The organism is Paenibacillus sp. Root444D2 (assembly GCF_001426375.1).
Classification (GTDB): Bacteria; Bacillota; Bacilli; order Paenibacillales; family NBRC-103111; genus Paenibacillus_E.
In genome coordinates this window covers 72,830-95,375 of sequence record NZ_LMEO01000005.1, presented here as the reverse complement: position 1 = coordinate 95,375, position 22,546 = coordinate 72,830, and the positions used below count along the sequence as shown (strand labels likewise).

Below are 22,546 nucleotides of genomic sequence, written 5' to 3'. Positions count from 1 at the left end.
TATTACTTGCCCATGTTCATATTAACACAACAGCTCCTGTGAGATTCATTTTTGAGCCCATCGGAAAAATCTTTTTAAAACAATGAAATCTAAACAACTGACTTCTTCCAGCGCCTCTTTATCGTATCAATCATTAGAAGTGTAAGGGGTAAAATGAATTGTGTGAAAATGGCATAACTTGGATAAGAATATTTAAGAAGAGTAGTCAAATCGGTGGAATAAAATTTAAAAACCGAAACCGATCCTATCGCTCCCAAAAGTGTTACAGGGAATACAAAGTCCCTGTAATTTCTAATATTAAAAAAATGGCTTACACTTAGACATATAATAAAGCAGATGAGAGCATCTTTTACAAAGCAACCCATAACCCATATAGCCACCCCTAAAGCTTCCAAGCGTTCAAAACTTCCTGTTATACCTATATACCGAATTACTTCTAACACTGGAAAAGTCAAATTATCGGTTATCGGCCCAAAGATCATAATCAGAGGTATAATAGCAATGAAGAGAACACCTGTGATAAGCAACAATGCGATGAACGAAACTTTGGTTGCTTTCTTCGGTTGATTCAAATAAGGAAGAAGCCACCCCAAAATAAAAAATTGACTTAAGTAAGCTGTTGGGAAAATGGACGCCTGAAGGAGTGGAACCATTCCTTGACTCATCACAGGAAGGATGCGCTCCGAATCAGATTCTGCGAGCATGAGTATCAAGAGTGGAAGCAACAAAACAAAGATGAGTAAGGAAATATACTCATTAGATCTTGCGATAGATTCGATACCCATATAGGCTGCTAAACCGCATAAGAGTGCCAACGTTAGACTGACAACGATACCAGGAGTTCTCATGAGCAGAACGGTATTAATAAACTGTATGTGCTGATTAAGAACGACGAAATCATAACTAATCCAGTAATAAATAAAATAACAACCTAAGCATTTTGCAGGCCATTTCCCTATGATTTGAGAGCTGTACTGTATAATCGAAAGACCAGGGTAGCGATTCGACAATATGATCATCACCCAAATTGTTAATGACCCGATCAAGACAGCAGGAAAAATCGTTATCCATGCATCTTGCTTGGAGGACTTCGACTCCAAACCTGGTATGATAAGAATGACGATAGGGGCTATAAAGGAGAAAATTAACAAACATAATTGAGTTCCCGATATTTTTTCAGCAGGCTTCATTTGCGTTTCTCCTTCAGATCAGATTCTCTCCAAGTATTCCCTTCTTAACCACATGTATACAGGTGGTTAAGAAGGGAATACCTCTTCTAGATCAAATCCACCTACATAAAAAAATAGAAAGCCTGATCTGCTCAAGCTTTCTAATATAAGAAAATGTCTACTCTAACCCCAATTCTCGGTGTTCAACCCTCGATAACTGCGAAGATAAATTCTAACGGCTTGTTCAGAACGTTGAGCAGAGCTCGCTAGCCCCTTCAATGAGCGCCAACCTTTCTTCCGCCGTGACAGACTGACGATCTGGTGCGGTGCCCTCATTCAGTACTTTAGCTAAAATGGGCTCGAATCTCCGATAAGAAGGCTGACAATGCAGGCGTGATTAAAGCGTCTTTTCGCCTGATGAACACGGTTGTGACGATGGCATGCTTGCCGGGGATCTCATGGCAGCGGATTCGGCCTTGCTTTTCCGATTCGGCTATGATTGAACGCGGTAGAAGAGCAATGCCGAGGCCGGCACCTACACAACCAATAATCGTTTCAATCGATCCGAATTCCATCAGCTTAACGGGCAATATACCTTCATCATGGAGCAGCTGATTTAATTTTGCCCGGTAGGAACAGCCGTTGTGGAATACGAGGAGCGTAGCCAGCTGCATATCATGGAGGGAATTAATAGGCGGATGGGAGACCGAGGTGACTAGAACCAGCTCCTCATCAATGACGTTTTCCTGAACCAAATCGGGATGTTCCACGGGACCGGTCACGAATGCTCCGTTCTGCTCATAATGAAGAACAGCATGAATGTGCTGCTCCGAAGTACCGGTAATTAAAGAGAAGTCGACCGCCGGATATTCGGTATGATACTTGGTAAGCAGCATAGGCAGTCGAACGGCGGCGGTTGTTTCCAGAGACCCGATATGAAGCGGCCCTGCGGGAACGGAAGAGTCTCCGACGGCCAATCTGGCTTCTTGAATGACATGCAATATTTTCTCTGCATAGGAAACAAGGATTTGACCGGAAGGGGTAAGCGTAATACCCCGATTGTGGCGGTAAAAAAGCTGAGTCTGCAAATCGGTCTCCAGCTGTTGAATCTTATGGGTGACGTTGGATTGGGCAAAGTTTAATTTATGAGCCGCTTTAGAAATGCTGCCTTCGTGCGCCGTGGTAAAAAACACTTTGAGCAATTGAATATCCATATAGACCTCCTGTATATTTAGATTTAGATATCTAATTTTAAGATATTTAATATCACTATTCTGTATTATACATGATAACTGGAATCATTGTATGATGAATGAACAGATGAAAGTAGAGATAGGAGGGAAAGTGAATGGAGAGAAGGACTTTGATCGTTTTGCTCGGAGGCATAGCAGCATTGATGGTGGCTATGGGAATCGGAAGGTTCGCCTTTACTCCTATCCTCCCGATGATGATAGATCACCATCTGTTCTCCGCCGCGGGTGCGGGTTATCTGGCTTCAGAATTATTTGGGGTATTTGATTGGTGCGTTTGTCCTGACGTTGGTCCAGGTTAGAAGCCGATCCATGCTGCTGTTCGCCGGGTTAATCGTATGTATTGCTACCACATGGGGAATGGGCCTGTTCCACAGCCTAGATGCCTGGCTTGTACTCCGGTTTTTGTCGGGCATTGCGAGCGCAATCGTGTTTGTCATCGCCTCCAGCATCGTACTAGATCGTTTATCGGCGCTCCAAGCCGGATTATTCTACGGAGGCGTGGGAGCGGGCATTCTGCTGACCGGACTTTCAGTTCCGCTGCTTGCCCGAAACAGCGATTGGACCGAAGTATGGAAGGGACTGGGACTGATCAGTCTGATCTTAGGTCTGGCAGCCTGGTATTCATTGCGGGACAGGCATACCGTCACGCAGACGTTAAGCTCATCTCATGACCACGCCCATCATTCTTCGGCCGTTCGGCGGGTCTTGATATGTTTGATGATTTCCTATGGCTTGGAAGGCTTGGGCTACATTGTTACCGGGACCTATCTTGTAGCTTTCGCCAAGTCGGTTTCTAACATCCCCAATATTGCATCAATTAGTTGGATACTGGTTGGTATTGCCGCTACACCTTCGTGCGTCGGTTGGTCAATGCTTGCCTCTCGATGGGGAAAAAAGTGGACATTGACCGTTGCCATGCTGCTGCAATCCATTGGCATTGCGATTCCGGTTCTTATTCCTTCTTCAACCGCTGTATTCGCAGGCGCCATTCTGTTCGGCGTAACCTTTATGGGGATAACGACACTGTCCGTCGCTTTTGCCAAGGATTTATACCCCAAAAGCAACCGAAAGATTATAGGTTTGCTAACCACCTTTTTTGGCTTGGGGCAAATTATCGGGCCGCTTATTGGAGGTCTTCTGATATCGAGAAATGGCAGCTACCTCACCGCCTTAATCGGAGCGGCTTTCATCGTCTTCTTGGGGGCAGTTAGCTTGCCAATGGGTATAGGCCGAACCGACCAGCAGCTCAAACAAGCTAAAAGATAAAGGTTTGAGGTTTCACACTAAGGTTAGTTGACAACGCTATCTACTAAAAGGTAGAATTAAAATATGACTAAAAATAAAAATACAGCAGAGGCCATTTTGGATACTGCTCAGTCGATTGTTCAGGATGTCGGGTTTAACGGATTTAGCTATGCACACATTGCAGAAAAAGTAGGGATACGCACTGCCAGTATTCATTACCATTTCCCAAACAAGGAGGATTTAGGAGAAGCGCTGATTTCGCGGTATCACAGACAGTTCATGTCTGCAATTGCTCAAATCGATACCGAAACACAGAACAATTTGGAAAAGCTACGCAAGTTCACTTTACTTTACAGTGGCCCTGTTCAAGATTATTGTACTTGTCTGGGCGTGATGATTTCTACTGACTTGGCTACTTTATCAGGCAAGTCACGTGAAGGGCTAGCTCAGCTTTTCACCGCTAATTTAGATTGGCTAGAGCGAGTCTTGGATCAGGGGCGGCGTGAAGGGCATTTAAATTTTGAAATTGCCGCGAATGTGGAAGCCCATCAATTCCTTGCTTCGCTTCAAGGTGCGCAATTACTTGCAAGAAGTTTTCGGGATATAAGTAGGTTTGACATGATTGCCGAAGGATTAATATCCGCTTTAACTTAAAAAAGAAGGCGGATATTTTTTTGTGATTGATTTACCTTTTGATAGGTAGGAGATTTTACGGCAATGAAGCTACTCTCAAGGTGGACAGTGAAATACTTAAAGTTTTGATACATCATACAATTAAAAGGAAAGGAGCTGACGCGTCAGCTCCTTTCCTTTTAGTTGTACACCGTTTTTATTTGTGGTTCTTTTATAAGGCACCCATAGACCTCTTGTATGTATAGGTATCCGATTTTGAGATACTCGATATCATTATTTGGATTAGTCATATGAATTCAGAACAACGGAAGATGCCTAAAATTGAATTGGAAAACCTTATTTTGAGAATAAAAACTGACATTTTGTCACTTATTGTGGCTGGAGAGTCTCTAAACCGCATCTTACATGAAATTGAAGAAAAAGGGAGGATCTACGTCTCAGGTTATTGGGAAACCATACGGTATGCACGCGGCCGAATGGGGCAATCTCGGACCGGAACAGATGGAAATCGTCGCCGCTCTAAACGATCTAACCGATGTAGCCATCCAACGAAAAGAAAAGGACAGAGAAATCAATTCGCGGTGTTTTCAGTTCGTCATTCCATATAATTCGGGCGGGCATGACTTTTGGCATAGAGTGTGAGATTTATCATGCTTTGGCGACCATATGTTCTGCCTTTTTCTTTGTAAATACATGACCTTCAACAGATTTGCTTCCGTTCTTTTCTTGTTAAAATCCAAGTGTAAGAAAAATAAAGAAGGATTAGCGAAAAACAAACGCAGTAGAGGGGAGGAAAGATCCCCAATAGTACACGGAGGTGAAGGAGAAATTGAAATTAAAGAAAAGTAACTTAGTTGTGTTAACTAGTGTCCTATTAGTCTTTATTGTTTATTCCTTTTACATGTCGTTTCACAAAAAAGAAATAGCGAAGGCGCAAGAGCTTATAACTACAGTTAATGAAAATTCGAGCACGCCTTACGAAACTGCTATTTTTGCTGGTGGTTGTTTCTGGCATATGGAAGAGGCCTTTGAAAAGATTGACGGTGTCTTGCGTGTAGAAAGTGGCTATACAGGAGGACATAAGGAAAATCCCACCTATGCAGAAGTGGGTTCTGAAACTACAGGACATCTCGAGTCAGTGGAAGTTCGTTATAACCCGAATCAGAATACGTATGACAACCTCCTTCAAGTTTTCTGGCGAAACGTTGATCCTACCGATGCAGACGGTCAATTCGTTGATCGTGGCAATGAATATCAATCCGCTGTATTTTACAATAGTAATGAACAGAAAGAGTTGGCTGAGGCATCCAGAGATGCATTAGCAGCATCAAAAAGGTTTGATAAACCGATTGTAACTAAGATTTCATCGGCATCAACGTTTTACAAAGCCGAAAAGGAACATCAGGATTATTACAAAAAAAGCCCAATCAGCTACAAGGTAAGTGAGCTTGGATCTGGTCGCGATAAATTTTTGGATAAAACTTGGGGCAAGGATCGGGAAGTAAAAATTACAGCAAGTACAGTTTTTAATTTTAATAAGGAGGAAAAGCTGAAAATGCTGACTAAGCGCCAATACGATGTAACTCAGAATGGTATTGATGAGCCGCCGTTTAATAACGAATATTGGGATAACAAAGAAGAAGGTATTTACGTAGATGTTGTCTCAGGCGAGCCTTTGTTCAGCTCGAAGGATAAATTTGATGCAGGCACGGGCTGGCCTAGTTTTACAAAACCTTTGGAGCCAAACAATATTATATTAAAAGAAAGCTCTGGTTTTCTTTCGTTGACTACCCAGGTCAGAAGCCGTAATGCGGACTCCTTTCTAGGCGATGTGTTCAAAGACGGACCCAAACCAACGGGATTGCGGTACTGTATGAACTCTGCGGCCTTACAATTTATACCGAAAAATGAACTTGAACAAAGAGGATATGGCGCTTATGCTGAGTTGTTTAATAAACAGTAACTGCGGTATCATTTGAAATTTCATGGTTAAAATAAAAAAAATTGTAAAATTAGGGAGATCGGAAAAATGAGAAGAGACTTTGTATTCCACCTTTATAATGTTGAGCACGATAACTTTCTTAACCTGCTTGCTAAATGTCCAGTGGACAAACGCATGGTCGTCCCAGAAGGTTTTAATACCAGCCTTTATTGGCATTTAGGGCATGTACTTCGGGTTACTGAGTTCCATGTGTTTGATCTTGGTGCACAACCAACGAGCCTTCCGCAAAAGTACCAAGATATTTTCTTTTATGGAACGAAAGCTACGGAATGGAAAGAAGAGCAACTAGCGCAGCTGCCTGCATGGGATGAGATGATCGATCTGTTGAAAGAACAACGTGAACATCTTTACAATACGTTTAAAGACAGACTGGAAGAGCCTGTACCAGAGAACTTCAAAAAAGCCGAAAATTTCGGAGAGCTGATGCTCACGACTGCGGCGCATTTATCCAATCATAATGGCGTTGTCGCCGCAATGCTGCAAATACTGCAACAAAAATAATAAGTAAAACAAAAACAGCAGTCCAAATTCTATATTTGACTGCTGTTTTTGATAAATAAAAACTAGAGAAGCCACATGAGGAGATTAGAATGAAACCACGGTCATGGCTATTATTGTTCATCGTAGTAATTGGGGGTTTATTGTGGCTCAACTATAAGGTTCTGCATCTTGGTCCAGAAGACATAAGAGCTTGGATTTTATCATTCGGCTGGGCTTCGCCAGTACTGTTCATCTTCATTTACGCGGTGCGTCCTTTGATTTTGTTTCCCGCGTCCGTTCTTTCACTGACTGGCGGATTGGCTTTCGGTCCGGTGTGGGGAACCGTGTATACGATCGTCGGTGCGACGATCGGCGCGGTGTTGTCCTTTTGGTTAGCTCGATTCTTAGGTAATAAATTGGTTTCCACGAGGTCGAAGGAGAAATGGGGCAAGCTTGAAAAGCAACTGCAGCAGAAGGGTTTTATCTATATTTTGCTTCTGCGACTGATTCCCATATTCCCGTTTGATCTTATCAGTTACGGAGCTGGCGTGGCCAAAGTGAATTTTTCGGCATTTTTATTCGGTACCCTTCTGGGAATCATTCCAGGAACGTTTGCTTATAGTTTTCTGGGCTCGAGTTTTCTGCACGAAAAGAAATCATACATCGTCATTGCTGTGATTGTTTTCGTGCTTGTGACACTGATCCCGCTTGTTCTCAAGAAACGAGTGGTTAGCTCATAAGGGGGAGGAGCGCATATTTTGAAAAGTTATGATCTTATTGTCATCGGCGGTGGATCCGGTGGACTAACCGTAGCGGCAGGTGCAGTTGGCTTTGGGGTAAAGGTGGCTTTGATCGAAAAAGAGCCTGAGCCTGGAGGAGACTGTTTGCACACAGGCTGCGTGCCTTCCAAAGCGTTGATTGCCGCGGCAAAGGAGCTTTACACGGCCAAGAAAGCTGCAGAAGCTTATGGATTGGAATTGCAGGGTAAAGCAGATTATCTTGAAGCTTACCGAAGAGTCCAAGCTGCTAAAGCAACCATTCAACATCATGATAGCTCAGATCGGTTCCGTAGCATGGGTGTGGATGTGTTTCAGGGACACGGTCAATTCCGGGATAAGCACCATATCGAAATCGATGGCAGCGAAGTGCTTTATGGCAAACGCATTGTCATTGCCACAGGTTCTAGAGCGGCCATTCCGCCTATTGATGGTTTGCAAGATGTAGATTTTCTGACCAATGAAAGTGTTTTTGATATGAAAGCTTTACCCGAAAGCCTTGTTGTTATTGGGGCAGGGCCAGTTGGATTGGAATTATCTCAAGCTTTCGCCCGTTTGGGTGCCAAAGTGACCGTACTCGTAAGAGGATCGCAAATACTAAACAAAGAAGACGCGGATCTCGTTCCCTACGCACAAACTGCGTTGGAAAAAGAAATGTCATTCCTGTTAAAAACGAGTGTGAACAAGGTTGAAGCAATACCTAATGGGAGAAAGCGGATATTTGTAGATCATGACGGGGAAAAGCTTCAATTGGAGACAGATGCCATATTGATTGCGACCGGTCGAAAGCCGAACACCGACCGTCTTGGACTTTCACGCATCGGCATTCAAATGGACGAAGATCATATCGCGGTAAAAAAAACGTTGCAGACAAGTATTCCGCACATTTACGCCGTCGGAGATGTGATCAAAGCGTTTCCTTATACGCATGCTGCAGGAATGGAGGGTAAGATCGTCGTAGGAAACGCAGTATTCGGTCTGAAACGAAAAGCAAGCTACGATAACGTTCCATGGGTAACCTATACGGATCCGGAAATCTTTCATTTGGGGATGACGGAGAATGAAGCTCGCAAACACGCTGGGAATGATATCCGAATTTACAAAGTGACCTTGGATCAGGTGGATCGATTTATAACAGATAGGAATACAGAAGGCATTGTTAAGGTGATTACGGATCGGAAAGGAAGGATCTTGGGCGCTCATGCTGCTGGGAATGGAGCGGGGGACTGGATGCAGCAAGCTGTTTTTGCGAAACGCTTCGGCCACAAGCTTCCCGACATTTCGCAAGTGGTGCATCCGTACCCTGCCCGCTCCGAAGCTTTATTGAAGACAGCTGATAAATATTGGCGCGATAAGTTATTTCAAGGTGGTATCACAGGGCGATTGATTAAGGCCTATATAAAATGGTTTCGATAATACGGGGGGCTTCGTTTGAGAAATATACGTTACGTTCAAGTCATTCTCTTAGTATGTATCATAAGCTTGATCACAGCCGCCTGCTCGGGTAAAGATTCCACGGATAAAGGAAAGGCTGCTGGTGTTTCGCTTCTTTCAGGCAATTGGGATCAAGTGTTGGCCGAAGCCAAGGGACAAACCGTGAATTGGTATATGTGGGGTGGGAGCGATGCGATTAATGAATTTGTAGACCAGAAATACGGGACTTTATTGAAGGATCAGTATGGAATCACATTGCGCCGTGTGCCAATCAGCGATACCGCGGAAGCGGTTAATAAGGTACTAAACGAAAAGCAGGCTGGCAAAAACCAAGATGGCAGTGTGGATCTGATTTGGATAAATGGCGAAAACTTTGCCACCCTAAAGCAAGCAGAAGCCTTATTTGGCCCTTTTGCAACTAAGCTTCCGAATGCAAAGTACGTCGATTATAATAATCCTGCTGTCGTGAAGGACTTCGGTCTGGATACGGAAGGATACGAATCCGTCTGGGGCAGTGCGCAATTTCAATTCGTGTATGATGCCAAACGGATTAAACCAAGCGATCTGCCGCGAAATTATAAAGAATTGAAGTTATGGGTGGAGAAACATCCCGGACGATTCACCTACAATGCCCCCCCTGACTTTACGGGCACGCGCTTTGTGAAGCAATTGTTCTACGAATCAAGCGGAGGGTATCAAAATTGGTCAAAACCTTTCGTTCAGCAAGAGTTTGATACCGAAGCATCGAAAGTGTGGGATTACTTAAACGAGTTAAAACTGTCATTATGGCGAAAAGGGGAAACATACCCCAAAACGATCGCTGAACTAATGGCACTTTTCAATAACAACGAAGTGGACTTTGCCTTTACACAGGATGTCGGCGGTATCGCGACGGATATCGGCAAAGGGAAATTGCCCAATACGGCACGTCCATACGTCTTCGACACAGGCACAATCGGCGATTATCATTATGTAGCGATCCCCTACAATGCCGCACACAAAGCTGCTGCTATGGTGGTGGCCGATGTGATTCTTAATCCAAAAACGCAATTTGAAAAAGCTGACCCAGCAAGCGGCTGGGGAGACGGCATTGGGATCGATCCATCGAAATTAGAAGGAGAGCACAAAAAGCTTTATGATGAGCTTAAAGCCACAAGCGGCGAAACAGCCGTACCTGCAGACGTGCTATTGAAGCACAAGCTACCTGATCTGCAGGCTGCTTATACACCCGCATTGGAAGAGGGCTGGAAGAACCATGTTTTATTCCAAAAGTAAACCAGTAAGGCTGCTAATCTTAGGAGGCATGCTTTTTCCAGCCCTTTTATTTGTGGCGGTAACGTTCTTTGCTGGGCTGTTCATTAGTGGGGTCCAAAGCTTGGATTACTTCCCTCTAATCGGAAAAACAACGATATCGCTAGATGTATACATTGAGCTATTTCATTCCACCATATTTTATCGTTCACTCTTTTTTTCATTGGGGATCTCCCTGGTTTCCACAGCTATTGCAGCTTTTATTGGCGTTTTACTAGCACTTTGGATCGGGCGGTATACAAGACAAGGAGGGGGGCTTCATTTCTTGCTGCTGTTCAATCTGCCGGTCCCGCATGTTGTAGGCGCAATTGCCGTATTAATGCTCTTTGGGCAAAGTGGATTGATCTCCCGGTTGGCTTACTGGACAGGTATGATTCAGCAGCCTTCGCAGTTTCCGGTATTGGTTGCCGATCAGAATGGTATTGGAATCGTGCTGGAATATGTGTGGAAGGAAGTTCCGTTTATTGCGGTCTCCGTTCTTAGTATTCTAAAGTCTTGGGTCGTTCCCTATGAAAAGCAGCTGCAGCTGCTCGGAGCAAATGCATGGCAAAGATGGAGGCTCGTCACTTTTCCGTTTATGCTGCCTGCTTTGCTGGCCTCCTCGATTATCGTATTTGCCTATACATTCGGATCGTTTGAAGTTCCTTATGTCTTGGGTTCTGTGAGCAAGCCAACATTGCCGATCCTGGCCTATCAAGCTTATCTCAATCCGGATCTTAGGTATCGGCCTACGGCCATGGCAATCAATATGGTGATTACGATAATCAGTATGATTCTTATCATTTTATATATGAAATGGGGAGAAGGCTTTGCGGCGAAAAAGAATTAATCACGGTAAAGGTTTCGCCGTCTTGCATACCTTCCTGATCTTATTGTTTTTTCTCCCCTTTATACCTCTACTGGCTTGGTCATTCGCGCAGCAATGGAGATTTCCCGATCTGGTTCCAACTGCTTCGCTGCGTGCTTGGCATTATGTATGTTCCACGCACTCACAAGTGAGGGATGCGATGATCAATAGCTTGGGATTGGCTGCTGCTACAAGTTTGGTGTCTCAAGTAGTGGCGTATCCAGCAGCTCGAGCCCTGGGACTTTATGTGAAGAGATGGAACAAAACGATTCGGTTCTTGCTCATAGCTCCCATATTGATTCCCGGCATTTCCATTGCGATAGGCGTGCATGTCTTGTTTCTTCGTTTGGGATTGTCTGACCAGTGGCTTGGGGTGCTGCTGTCACACTTGATTCTGGCTATTCCGTATTCCATTTATTTGTTGTATGGATTTTATACCGGATACGACATCGGATATGAAAAGCAGGTTCGTTTACTTGGGGCGAGCAGACTGCAGACGTTCAGGCTGGTCGAGCTGCCGCTTCTGCGTTCGGTCTTGTCGCTTAGTATCTTATTTAGTTTTTTGATTTCCTGGAGCCAATATTTGTTTACAGTTTTCATTGGCGGCGGCCATCTGATTACACTTCCGATGCTGCTTTTCAGTACATTATCTAGTGGCGATTACTCGCTCATGGGCGCACTATGCATGATGTTTGTCCTGCCGGCGCTCATCATCGTCATTTTCAGTTCGATAGAAGTAAAGAAGGATCTCTACAAAGGAAAGGAGGCGAATCGTGTTGACCCGATGGTCTGAGCCATATTTACAAGTAACTGATGTGACATACCAATACGATCATATGAAGTCCTTTTCCCTGGCCAAGCAGTCTTTTACCCTGGAGAAAGGCAAATTGCTTGTCATACTCGGTCCGTCAGGAAGCGGAAAATCAACGTTACTTCAGCTTATTGCAGGCTTATTAAGACCGAACCAGGGAACGATCATAATGGGGGGAAAACCGATTCACCAGCTTCCTCCTGAGAAAAGGAATCTGTCCATGATTTTTCAAAAACCTTATTTGCTTCCCTTTCTGACGGTCGGAGCGAATGTGGAGATCGGACTTAAGTTAAAAGGGGTGCCTTCCAGTGAACGAAGAGTTAAATCGGAAGAAATTCTACATCAAGTCGGTATGACGGGATTTTATCATCGTCCGCTTTCTTCCCTTTCTGGCGGACAAGAACAGCGTGTGGCGTTAGCAAGATCGCTTGTCATTGAACCGCAGCTTATGCTGCTAGACGAACCTTTCAGTCAACTGGATCCATTACTTCGTAGGCAAATGGGGCATTGGCTCGGTGACATGAAGCGAAAATGGGAGATTCCGATGATTATGGTCACACATGACAGAGAAGAAGCCTTGACACTTGGCGACCAGTTTTTGATCCTCCGGGATGGTGTAGCACAGCAGTCGGGAACGCTTGAAAACATCTATTACGAGCCTGCCAATCGATGGATGGCAGACTTCATGGGAATCGACAATGTTGTAGATGGAATCAAGAGGGGAACTAGGGTGACAACCTTTCTAGGTGATTTGGAGGTCCATCCTCATTGCGTAAACGTGCCAGATGGTCCGGTTCATATAGTTCTTCGATCGGAATGGCTCCAAATGGACTCTGCATCATCTATAGAAGCCACGATAGAAAGCAGCGCCTTTCGCGGAGAATATACAGAAGTGAGGGCGCATGTAAACGGGGAGTCAGTCGTGATCAAGCAGCTTGGCTTTTCAAATTATGAACGAGGAATTAAAACAGGAGTTCGCTTGACAACCTCAAATGTCTGGTGTCTTCCGAAGGAGGTAATGTAATAAGTGCTGGATTCTTATGCACGTGACATCGTCCAACCGGTAATTGAAAAGGGAGCAAAAATCCTGCGATCAGCTGGTTTATCAGCGAATTCGATCACTTGGATCGCGATGTTGATAGGCGTAGGAAGTGGGGTCGTGTTTTATCTTGGTTTTCCCATAGCAGCGGTTGTTATTCTTTGGATATCCGGCTATCTCGATTCGGTGGATGGTACGCTTGCCAGAATGACCAAACCATCAAAATGGGGAAATATCTTGGATATCACGTTTGATCGGATAGTGGAAGGTGCTTTGATCATTGCGATTTTACTCGTCCATCCCGATGCTTATTTGCCGATTGTGCTCAATTTAGCAGCAATCCTTGTTAATATTACGGCGTTTCTTGTAACAGGCAATGTCATTACAAATTCAGGAGCAAAAGGATTTCACTATAACCCGGGTATCTTGGAGAGAACGGAAGCGTTTGTCTTTTTTTCTTTGATGATACTGTTTCCAAACGCGATCTGGGAGCTGGCGTGGTTGTTTTTAGTGCTGCTCCTTTTCACAACAATAAGGCATCTTCGAGATGTGTATGTGTGGCTTCAAAAGAATAATGTTGACTAATAGAGTCTGTCGATTGATTAAATTATGTCTCTCAACAAAACTCCAAAATTCGATTTTAGAGTCAATCAGCTTTCGTTAGGGCAAATGGGCTACAGTGGTTACCAATGTTGTATTTCCTACAACAATTCACACGACAAAAGGTTGTNAATTCGATTTTAGAGTCAATCAGCTTTCGTTAGGGCAAATGGGCTACAGTGGTTACCAATGTTGTATTTCCTACAACAATTCACACGACAAAAGGTTGTTTTGTAAGTTGAAGTTGCAGTTTGTACAACATTTTGAGCCCATTTGTTGCGAAATGGCCTGTATTGGACCAAATTGTTGTACTTGATGCAACAACTAATGGAAAAGGCGAGCAACATTTTGAGCCCATTTGTTGCGAAATGGCCTGTATTGGACCAAATTGTTGTACTTGATGCAACAACTAATGGAAAAGGCGAGATTTAGGTAGCAATTGTTGCAATTTTTACAACATCATTCAACCGCGAACATGGATTCATTCATTTAGCAACCTCAATTGATCATAGTTTACGATTGATCTCGATCTAAGACACCTCAATGCAGAGCAAGATTAGTTGAATGAATCGACGGTCTCTAATATGTATTTTTCATTGTGGGACACTTGGAGCTGCCTATAGGGATCCAGAAACGCTTCGCCATGCTATTCGGGAAATTCGTGAGCTAACAAATGCACCATTCGGTGTGAATCTATTTGCTATTCGCACTCCGATGATAATTCGCTTGACATGGAGTAAGCTCCATACGCTAAGATGCGGATGCGGTTGAAAACGAAACAGCTACCCTGAATCAGAGAGGAGGTAAACGATGGAGCCTACATTTTCAATCGCAGAGATTTCCCAAAAGTCAGGTTTCAGTTACGATACGATAAGGTACTATGTAAAAATCGGACTCCTGCCGTCCGCGAAGCGTAAAGAAAACGGGCACAGGGAATATGGCAGAGCCCATCTCGAACGTTTAATCTTCATTTCGCATTTAAAACGAACCGGCATGCCACTAAAGGAAATTGAACGTTACATGTCCTTGGCATCCACTCATAATTACGAGAACTGTTATAGCGTACTTTATGAGCATAAACTCCATATCGAGTCGCAGATGGCGGAAATGAAGACAACTTTGGAAGTTGTGAATTACAAGCTGCTCCATTTTAAGGATCTAATGAAGCAATCCGGCTTAGGAGGAGATTGAAGTTGAATACAGATTACAATTATAAGATAACCCCTCAGGAACCGATTCGATCGGGTTTCGGGCCCCAAACGACGGCAAGGGAAGCGCTGGACGGACGTTTGCTGAGCGGGAAAATCGCTATCGTAACAGGCGGGTATTCCGGCGTCGGACTTGAGACAACCCGCGCTCTGGCGGAAGCAGGTGCGACGGTAATTGTACCCGCTCGTACGCCGGAGAAAGCCCGCGCTTCAATTGCTGATATCCCGCGTGTGGAGCTGGAGGAACTGGATCTTATGGACCCCGCTTCGATCGATACATTTGCGAAGAGGTTTCTGGACTCTGGACGGCCTCTGGATATGCTCATCAATAACGCCGGCATTATGGCTCCCCCGCTGATGCGCGACGCGCGCGGCTACGAATCTCAATTCGCCACCAACCATTTGGGTCACTTCCAGCTGACGGCATTGTTGTGGCCGGCCTTGAAGCAGGCGCGAAGCGCGCGTGTTGTCTCGGTCAGCTCAACCGGAATCCGTTTCGGGGGCGTTGATTTTGAAGATCCAAACTTCGAACGGCGGGAGTACGACAAGTGGAAGGCCTACGGCCAGTCCAAGACGGCTAACGCGTTGTTTGCCGTCGGGCTGGACAAACGTGGTCAAGCGCAAGGGATCCGCGCCTTCTCTGTCCATCCTGGCAGGATTATGACCGACTTAGCGCGTTATTTATCGCCTGAAGAGAACGCAATAGGCGGGATATATAAGACCACAGAGCAGGGAGCGGCAACGAGTGTATGGTGCGCGACGAGTCTTCTGTTGGAGGGGAAAGGCGGCGTTTACTGTTTAGATGTCGACATCGCTGAGGTCATTCCTGCATTTGATCTGCAGGGATTGGGCCAAGTGCTGACGGGCGTGCTTCCCTGGGCGGTCGATGCCAACTTGGCGGAGCAGCTATGGAAGCTCAGCGAAGAGATGACTGGTGTGAAGTTCAAAAGCTAAACTGACTATAAGGATAGCTTTATGTATATAAAGGGGATTGACTTGCGACAATTCACAACCAAATGCCAGAGTAACACATCCGCTTCACCTACAATATGATGTGTCTAGAAACACAATCTAAAGAGGTGAGCCAATGGCAGTCGTAAAAGCCAGAAAGCAGGATATTGATATGTTGGCAAGGTTGCTTCGAGCTGAAGCTGAAACCGAAGGCGAAATGGGTATGGTCCTTGTTGGAAATGTTGGCATTAACCGAATAAGAGCGAATTGCTCCGATTTTAAAGGAATCCGGACAATCCCCCAAATGATCAACCAGGCGCATGCGTTCGAAGCGTTGCAACATGGTTTGTACTATCAAAACGCAAGAGAGAGGGAACGCCGTCTGGCGCAACGGGCTGTGAATGGGGAGCGGAATTGGCCAGCCAAATTCTCCCTTTGGTATTTCCGTCCAGGAACGTTCGAAAATCCTGGACCATGTCCGCCAACTTGGTATAATCAGCCGCTCGTAGGACGATGGAAGAAGCACTGTTTTTATCAACCGACCGCGAAAGAATGTGAAAGTGTATATACTACGTTTTAAATTTATAAACGAAAAGAGCTCGGGATCTCTTATGTGACAAATTTCCATCATGAGAAGAGTTTGGGGCTTTTTTGTCAAAATTGCAGGCTTACTTTCAATTACGGTAGGTACAGTCATTCAATAATATTCAATGGGCATGGCTTTGGCATTGAGCATGGGATTTATTATGCTTTACAGTCCAATGTTATGCCTTTTTATTGTACAGTTCATGACTTTTCACAGATTTGGCTTACGTTTAAGCGACATCGAACTAACTTTAGAATATTTTTGGCGTAATATGGAAAAATAGATGAATCAGTGTTTTCTTTGGGGGTCTTGTAGTGAAATGGTTTAGGAAATGGATGCACATTAAACCTGAGTATCCAAATATACCGGAAAATTATCAAATTGATGAAGAAAACCCCAGTTTAACCTCAAATTTAGAACAAAATGAATTGATTTTTAAAAAAATATTCCAAGACAGCTCTGACATCATATACCGTAAGATTCAGATAGCTGGGCAAATTCAATGGCTTGTGATATATCTTACTAGTTTGGTTGAAGAGAAGTTGATTGACGAACATATATTGAAACCATTGATATCTAAATCAAGCAACCAAGATGATTTGATATATAACGAAGTAAAAGTTCTGGATGATCAAATGATTTCCATTGGAACGACGTGTGTTACTTCCAAAGTAAATGAAATTGTGAGTCATATAGTAAATGGTCATGCTGCCGTTCTTGCGATAGGGGACAGCAATGCGATGATTGCTAAGGTTAATGGTACGTCGCAACGAAGTCTTGAAGAACCTTCATCTGAACCTGTCATTCGCGGTCCTAGGGATGGATTTATCGAGAACATTTCAACGAATATTGGTCTAATACGAAAAAGAATTAAATCATCTCGACTAAAAATGGAATCCATTACGCTCGGGGAGCTTACTCAAACCCAAGTAGTCATTACTTATATCGTGGGTATTGTTTCGGAGTCTGTTGTTGAGGAAGTTCGAAAAAGGTTAACTCGGATTCAAATTGACGGGATCCTCGATTCAGGCTATATAGAGGAATTTATTGAGGATTCACCTTTCTCACCTTTTCCACTTGTACACAGTACAGAACGACCAGATGTTGTAGCTGCAGAGCTATTGGAAGGGAAAATAGCCATTCTTGTTGATACCACCCCATTTGTATTAATTGTTCCCATGACATTCTGGAATGGACTCCAGGCCAGCGAGGATTACTATGTTCGCTGGCCCATTGCAACTTTTGTGCGATGGATTCGATTCCTTTTCATCAGTATCGCCATATTTGCTCCTCCCCTATATGTTGCGATTACGACTTTCCACCAGGAAATGATTCCGACTAATCTCGTGCTGAGTATTGCCTCCTCTAGGGAGCCTGTTCCTTTCCCGGCTGTGGTCGAAGCCTTTTTAATGGAAGTTATATTTGAGGCATTGAGGGAAGCAGGGATTCGATTACCCAAACAAATAGGGCAAGCCATAAGCATTGTTGGGGCATTGGTCATCGGCCAAGCGGCGGTGCAGGCGGGAATTATATCCGCTCCGGTCGTCATTATCGTATCGATTACTGGGATTGCAGCGTTTACGATACCACGATATAGTTTTGCAAATGGAATCCGCGTTCTTCGCTTTCCGATGCTATTCTTGGCGGGTATGCTTGGACTTTATGGCATTGTACTTGGTTTTCTGGGCATCTTGTTACATGTCACAGCCCTTCGTTCGTTCGGGGTCCCTTATTTCACCCCGGTAGCCCCGATGACCTTCACGGATTTGAAGGATGTCATCATCCGGGCACCTATATGGGCTAAAACTCGTCGTCCACAGGCAACAGGATCTAACAATTCGGTCCGTGAACCAGCAGGTCAAAAACCAAGTCCAGAATCTGCGAGGAAAGGGAAAGGAAATTCAGAATGAAACCATTCCTTTACATCGGTTTACTATTCACAATATTGATCACAAGCGGTTGTTGGGATCGTACGGAGATTAATGATCTTGCGTTCATTGCGGGTACGGCATTTGACTTAACGGACGATGGGGAATATATATTATCGCATCAAATTGTCATCCCTTCCTCCGCTCAGGGGGGACCAGGGAGTGGAGGAAGCCAGAAAGAGAAGTTTTTTGTTATATCGGCTGTTGGAAAAAATATTAATGAAGCGTTCTATAGGCTTCAGAAAAAAAGTTCACGCAGGTTGTTTACCGCACATCGCGTCGCTATTTTTATAGGTGAATCGTTATCCAAACACGGGATTCAAGATATTCTCGATGTTTACACCCACGAATCGAAGCAACGATTAAAAACCTATATCATGGTTGTAAAGGGGGCAGAAGGGCGGAGACTTCTGAAAGTTAATTACCCTTTTGAACAAGCTCCCAGCGAAGCAATCAAGGAAATGGAAGCTTTACGAAGCGAGATGGCGGTTACTTTGCGAGACTTTTTTTTAGCGTCATCAAGTGATGGGATCAGTCCCGTTTTGGGAGTCATCATGCCTGATGGTTTATCAGCAGGAGTGAAAGAAAACCATATATTTAAGCTAGCCGGAACAGCCATTTTCAAGGATTTCAAGTTAGTCGGATATCTTAACGAGAATGAAACAAATGGATTTCTTTGGGTCACAGGTAGAATGAAGAATGGTAGAATCAACGTCAGATTACCAGAAGGTGACGGAACAGTGGGGGTGGTTCTGGACAAAGCAAACCGGAAAATGATCTCAGAGATAAGTGGTGATAAGATCAAATTCAAGATTCAGCTGGAAGGGGAAGGAGCTATCTGGGAAAATAATACACCGTTGGATATCAGTTTGCCAGAGAATCTTAGACTTGTACAGAAAGCATTAGAGAAAATGGTCGAGAAACAAGTCCTGGATACATTATCCAAAGTCCAGAAGCAGTACAAAGTAGATAGTGTGGGTTTCGGCCAAGAAATTTACCGAAATAACCCGAAACAATGGAAAGCGTTGAAAGAACAATGGAGTCAAAAGTTTCCGGAGGTAGACGTTTCCGTTGCAGTTAAGTTAAATATAATAGGAAGCGGGATGGCAGGTCCTCCATTACATTTGAAGGAAAAGGAGATCATAAAATGATCGTCCAAATCGTGGGATATGTATGTTTATTGGTTGTATGGTCTTTTGTTAGAATCCGATCCATGCTGAGTATGCACAAAAGCAAGGAAGCAGCGGTATTCGGCGTTATAATTGGAGTATCATCCATTACCGGTTCCTTATTAATTGCCCGTGTTGACATACCGAGCATGGTTGTCCCTTTCAAAATTATTTTTGAACCCATTGGAAGAATGCTTTTAAAGCAGTGAATGGTCCACTTTTCTTTTTATAGTGTCTATCATGAGAAGTGACAACGGTATGAGACTTTGTGTGATAAAACCCAGGCTCGGGTAGATGAAAGCAAGATAAGCTTGAAGCTCCGCACCACTTTTGAAAATGGAAGCCGATCCAATAATAGATAAAAGTGTTAGCGGAGCTACGATATCACGATAATTTCGGATCCCGAAAAGCTGGCTTACAGAAAGACATAATATAAACAACGAGACCGATACCTTCACAAAATTCCCCAACACCCACGTAGCAACAGCGATGGCCTCCAGACGTTCAAATGAACCTTCAATACCTACATATTGCATGAGACTTAAAAATGAATAGGTCAATTTACCTGTTAATGTACCGAGGACCATAATTGTAAGCAATACAATGATCAATACTAAAATAGAAAGGCTGAAATACGCAATCAACGAGACCTTGCGCGCCTTTTCCGGCTGATTCAAAAAAGGAAGGAGCCATCCCAATATAAACACTTGATTCATGAATGCTCCTGCTGGAATGACAGCTCCTTGCAATACTGGTAGTATTCCTTCTCCTAAAAAAGGCTTTAGCCGGACGGGATCTGCTTCCACAAGCGCTAGAATCAAGATCGGAATCAAAGAAACAACCAAGATCAATGGTGAAAGAAACTCATTACATCTTCCAATGACCTCAATCCCAGCAATAACGGCTATGCCGCATAGGATTAATAATGACAGACTTCCTACTATGCTCGGACTTTTTGGTAATAGAAGCGTTTTAATAAAAAAGGTATGCTGTATGGTCATAACAGAAATAGAATTAAACCAAATATAAATATAAAAAGCCCCCAAACATTTGCCTAACCATTTCCCGACGATTTTTGAACTGTATTGTATAATCGTCAAACCCGGATAACGATTGGCGAGTGTAATCAGCGCCCACAGAGTTAATAAACCTGTTGTAGTAGAAGGAATCACGGATATCCAACCATTCTGCTTTGCAATCATCACCATCCATCCGGGAATGGTTAAGACGATAGTGGAACCGATAAAAGTAAATAGTAATAAGCCTAGCTGATTTCCCGTGATTTTTTCTGTTGTCTCCATCTTCACACACTCTCTCTCCTTGCCTCACCGAGGTTGTTCCAAGTATTGACTTATCGTTATCCGCTTATACGCTTAATGAGAGAGAATACTATGCAAAAAGAACATCCCCAAATGAAGTATAAAATAATTCTTTACCGATCGTTCTCAATATGGTAAGATCTAATCGAAAGGAGGAGTCAATGGAATGGCCAGAACCAAGGAATTTGATGAGGATGCGGTGTTGATCAAAGCCATGAGGTTATTCTGGGAACAGGGCTATGAGAAGACATCCATGATGGACCTAGTCTCACATATGGGGGTTCACAAGAGAAGCATGTATGACTCTTTTGGCGATAAGCATTCCTTGTATATCAAGGCGTTAAAGCGATATAGTGAAATGATAGAACAATCGGTTAAACGCATTATAAATGGCACCATTTCTGCGGAGGAAGCTATTAGGCTGTTGTTAGAAACAACAATCAGAAGGGATGATGATGAGCTCCCTAAAGGCTGCCTGATGGTAAATACCGCGGTTGAGTTAGCCCCGCATGATTCTGAGTCCAGAGCTTGGGTCAACCAAAGCTTGACTGATTTTGAACAATTAATACGTGAGCTCATTGAGGCAGGTCAACAATCAGGCGAACTTGACAAAACGCTCAATGCGGAATGGCTGTCGTGTTATTTTAATAATGCATTTACTGGGCTGCGGGTTTTGGCGAAGACGACAGATGACAGAGAGAAATTAATGCAAATAGTTGAAACAACAATGTCAGTTTTAAAGAGAAAGTAAATTTTTTTATATATTTGAGAATGATCGTTCTCAATAAAGAGAAACGGAACAGCGAAAAGTATAAATCACAGAGGAGCAATTGATTATGGGAAAACTAAATGGGAAAGTTGCATTAATTACTGGGGGTAGTAGCGGTATTGGCTTGGCAACCGCAAAACTATTTGTGGAAGAAGGCGCAAAGGTCGTTATTACCGGCCGTAATCAAGTCGCGTTAAACGCGGCAGTGGAGGAGCTTGGCACCACCAACGTTCTTGCCGTGCAGGCTGATGCCGCCGAACCACAAAGCGCGGATAAAGCTGTGGCCGCAGCGGTTGAAAAATTTGGCCGTCTGGATGTGGTATTCGCTAATGCAGGTATCGGCGGTAATACGCCATTAGGCGGCACAGAATTTTCCGTCTTTGAGGAGATACTTAAGATTAACGTTACTGGGACTTTTTTCACTGTTCAAGCTGCTTTGCCTCATCTGAAGGCTGGTGCTTCGGTGATTTTAAACGGCTCGGTGCTTGCAAAGGCAGGAAGCCCAGGATGGTCGGCCTATGCGGCCAGCAAAGGGGCTGTCACCAGTATGGCGAGAGTGCTGGTTTCCGAATTGTCGCCGCGTGGCATTCGCGTGAACACCATCGTCCCTGGAGCGACGCGGACGCCAATTTGGGGGCAGCCTGAGGGGTTAGCACAATTTGAATCCACACTCACGCGCGCGGTTCCGCTGAACCGTTTGGGTGAACCGGAGGAAATCGCAAATGTTGCCTTATTCCTGGCCTCAGATGACTCTTCTTTTGTACAGGGTGCTGAAATTAGTGTAGATGGTGGCGCTGGCTCATCCCCGTTTGGCGCTCCAATTTATCGTCAAAAATAAGGTGTTAAAAATATTTATTTGCTAGATATATTAAGGGCTTTTCGACATTAAGGGAGTGGTTTATTGTCACGTTTCAGTGACACTAAACTATTCCTTTTTTTCGTTAGTGCCAATAATGTCACCACTTTCGATTTAAATAATATCGGTATGGTTGAACTTCGATGCACTGGCGTGGGGG

At 44.0% G+C, this 22,546-nt stretch carries 22 protein-coding genes and 2 pseudogenes; 21 read left to right on the top strand and 3 right to left on the bottom strand.

Going from position 1 to position 22,546, the window contains the following annotated elements:
- Window positions 1–89: 89 nt before the first annotated feature.
- Complete coding sequence (locus tag ASD40_RS04735; protein WP_057302187.1) at window positions 90–1,190, bottom strand: GerAB/ArcD/ProY family transporter; 1,101 nt, start codon at window positions 1,188–1,190, stop codon at window positions 90–92.
- Window positions 1,191–1,513: 323 nt separating this feature from the next.
- Entirely contained in the window at window positions 1,514–2,383 is an 870-nt protein-coding gene (locus ASD40_RS04730) for a LysR family transcriptional regulator (protein WP_057302186.1), read from the bottom strand.
- A 134-nt stretch (window positions 2,384–2,517) separates the two neighbouring features.
- Here ASD40_RS04730 and ASD40_RS04720 point away from each other — a divergent pair.
- The 19 genes and pseudogenes from ASD40_RS04720 to ASD40_RS04635 all read left to right on the top strand — a co-directional run bounded on the left by ASD40_RS04720 (window position 2,518) and on the right by ASD40_RS04635 (window position 19,651).
- A pseudogene (locus ASD40_RS04720) lies at window positions 2,518–3,688 on the top strand (YbfB/YjiJ family MFS transporter).
- A gap of 63 nt (window positions 3,689–3,751) precedes the next feature.
- Entirely contained in the window at window positions 3,752–4,321 is a 570-nt protein-coding gene (locus ASD40_RS04715) for a TetR/AcrR family transcriptional regulator (protein WP_057302183.1), read from the top strand.
- Window positions 4,322–4,705: 384 nt separating this feature from the next.
- Complete coding sequence (locus ASD40_RS04710; RefSeq protein ID WP_057302182.1) at window positions 4,706–4,942, top strand: hypothetical protein; 237 nt, start codon at window positions 4,706–4,708, stop codon at window positions 4,940–4,942.
- 259 nt (window positions 4,943–5,201) lie between these two features.
- On the top strand, window positions 5,202–6,263 hold the full coding sequence (msrA, locus tag ASD40_RS04705) for a peptide-methionine (S)-S-oxide reductase MsrA (protein WP_082562080.1): 1,062 nt from the start codon (window positions 5,202–5,204) through the stop codon (window positions 6,261–6,263).
- A gap of 66 nt (window positions 6,264–6,329) precedes the next feature.
- The gene (locus ASD40_RS04700) at window positions 6,330–6,803 is read left to right on the top strand and encodes a DinB family protein (protein WP_057302181.1); all 474 of its coding nucleotides are present in this window, start codon (window positions 6,330–6,332) and stop codon (window positions 6,801–6,803) included.
- 89 nt (window positions 6,804–6,892) lie between these two features.
- The gene (locus ASD40_RS04695; RefSeq protein WP_057302180.1) at window positions 6,893–7,522 is read left to right on the top strand and encodes a TVP38/TMEM64 family protein; all 630 of its coding nucleotides are present in this window, start codon (window positions 6,893–6,895) and stop codon (window positions 7,520–7,522) included.
- An 18-nt stretch (window positions 7,523–7,540) separates the two neighbouring features.
- Window positions 7,541–8,974: a dihydrolipoyl dehydrogenase family protein gene (locus ASD40_RS04690; protein ID WP_057302179.1), complete on the top strand. Its 1,434-nt coding sequence runs from the start codon at window positions 7,541–7,543 to the stop codon at window positions 8,972–8,974.
- Window positions 8,975–8,989: 15 nt separating this feature from the next.
- On the top strand, window positions 8,990–10,267 hold the full coding sequence (locus ASD40_RS04685; RefSeq protein WP_057302178.1) for an ABC transporter substrate-binding protein: 1,278 nt from the start codon (window positions 8,990–8,992) through the stop codon (window positions 10,265–10,267).
- Window positions 10,248–11,132 carry an ABC transporter permease gene (locus ASD40_RS04680; protein ID WP_057302177.1) on the top strand — a complete coding sequence of 295 codons (885 nt, stop codon included), beginning with the start codon at window positions 10,248–10,250 and terminating at the stop codon, window positions 11,130–11,132. Before ASD40_RS04685 ends, ASD40_RS04680 begins: the two co-directional genes overlap by 20 nt.
- The gene (locus ASD40_RS04675) at window positions 11,113–11,943 is read left to right on the top strand and encodes an ABC transporter permease (protein ID WP_057302176.1); all 831 of its coding nucleotides are present in this window, start codon (window positions 11,113–11,115) and stop codon (window positions 11,941–11,943) included. The genes ASD40_RS04680 and ASD40_RS04675 overlap by 20 nt, the downstream gene beginning before the upstream one ends.
- A complete protein-coding gene (locus ASD40_RS04670; protein ID WP_156389897.1) occupies window positions 11,924–12,985 on the top strand; it encodes an ABC transporter ATP-binding protein in 1,062 nt (353 codons plus the stop codon). Before ASD40_RS04675 ends, ASD40_RS04670 begins: the two co-directional genes overlap by 20 nt.
- 3 nt (window positions 12,986–12,988) lie before the next feature.
- Window positions 12,989–13,585, top strand: a complete 597-nt coding sequence (locus tag ASD40_RS04665; RefSeq protein ID WP_057302174.1) for a CDP-alcohol phosphatidyltransferase family protein — start codon at window positions 12,989–12,991, stop codon at window positions 13,583–13,585.
- A 615-nt stretch (window positions 13,586–14,200) separates the two neighbouring features.
- Window positions 14,201–14,296 (top strand): annotated as a pseudogene (locus ASD40_RS39020) (hypothetical protein); the annotation flags it as partial.
- A gap of 114 nt (window positions 14,297–14,410) precedes the next feature.
- Window positions 14,411–14,791 (top strand): MerR family transcriptional regulator, encoded by a 381-nt coding sequence (locus ASD40_RS04660; protein ID WP_057302173.1) that lies wholly within the window; start codon window positions 14,411–14,413, stop codon window positions 14,789–14,791.
- Between the two features lie 2 nt (window positions 14,792–14,793).
- The gene (locus ASD40_RS04655) at window positions 14,794–15,762 is read left to right on the top strand and encodes an SDR family NAD(P)-dependent oxidoreductase (RefSeq protein ID WP_057302172.1); all 969 of its coding nucleotides are present in this window, start codon (window positions 14,794–14,796) and stop codon (window positions 15,760–15,762) included.
- Between the two features lie 133 nt (window positions 15,763–15,895).
- Window positions 15,896–16,339: a cell wall hydrolase gene (locus ASD40_RS04650; RefSeq protein ID WP_057302171.1), complete on the top strand. Its 444-nt coding sequence runs from the start codon at window positions 15,896–15,898 to the stop codon at window positions 16,337–16,339.
- A 320-nt stretch (window positions 16,340–16,659) separates the two neighbouring features.
- Window positions 16,660–18,255: a spore germination protein gene (locus ASD40_RS04645; protein ID WP_057302170.1), complete on the top strand. Its 1,596-nt coding sequence runs from the start codon at window positions 16,660–16,662 to the stop codon at window positions 18,253–18,255.
- A complete protein-coding gene (locus ASD40_RS04640) occupies window positions 18,252–19,424 on the top strand; it encodes a Ger(x)C family spore germination protein (protein WP_057302169.1) in 1,173 nt (390 codons plus the stop codon). The genes ASD40_RS04645 and ASD40_RS04640 overlap by 4 nt, the downstream gene beginning before the upstream one ends.
- On the top strand, window positions 19,421–19,651 hold the full coding sequence (locus tag ASD40_RS04635) for a hypothetical protein (RefSeq protein ID WP_057302168.1): 231 nt from the start codon (window positions 19,421–19,423) through the stop codon (window positions 19,649–19,651). The genes ASD40_RS04640 and ASD40_RS04635 overlap by 4 nt, the downstream gene beginning before the upstream one ends.
- Here ASD40_RS04635 and ASD40_RS04630 read toward each other — a convergent pair.
- Window positions 19,640–20,743, bottom strand: a complete 1,104-nt coding sequence (locus ASD40_RS04630) for a GerAB/ArcD/ProY family transporter (protein ID WP_235549171.1) — start codon at window positions 20,741–20,743, stop codon at window positions 19,640–19,642. The genes ASD40_RS04635 and ASD40_RS04630 overlap by 12 nt on opposite strands.
- Before the next feature lie 184 nt (window positions 20,744–20,927).
- Here ASD40_RS04630 and ASD40_RS04625 point away from each other — a divergent pair, with 184 nt between their 5' ends.
- Window positions 20,928–21,512, top strand: a complete 585-nt coding sequence (locus ASD40_RS04625; RefSeq protein WP_057302166.1) for a TetR/AcrR family transcriptional regulator — start codon at window positions 20,928–20,930, stop codon at window positions 21,510–21,512.
- Window positions 21,513–21,597: 85 nt separating this feature from the next.
- Complete coding sequence (locus ASD40_RS04620) at window positions 21,598–22,368, top strand: SDR family NAD(P)-dependent oxidoreductase (RefSeq protein ID WP_057302165.1); 771 nt, start codon at window positions 21,598–21,600, stop codon at window positions 22,366–22,368.
- Window positions 22,369–22,546 lie beyond the last annotated feature (178 nt).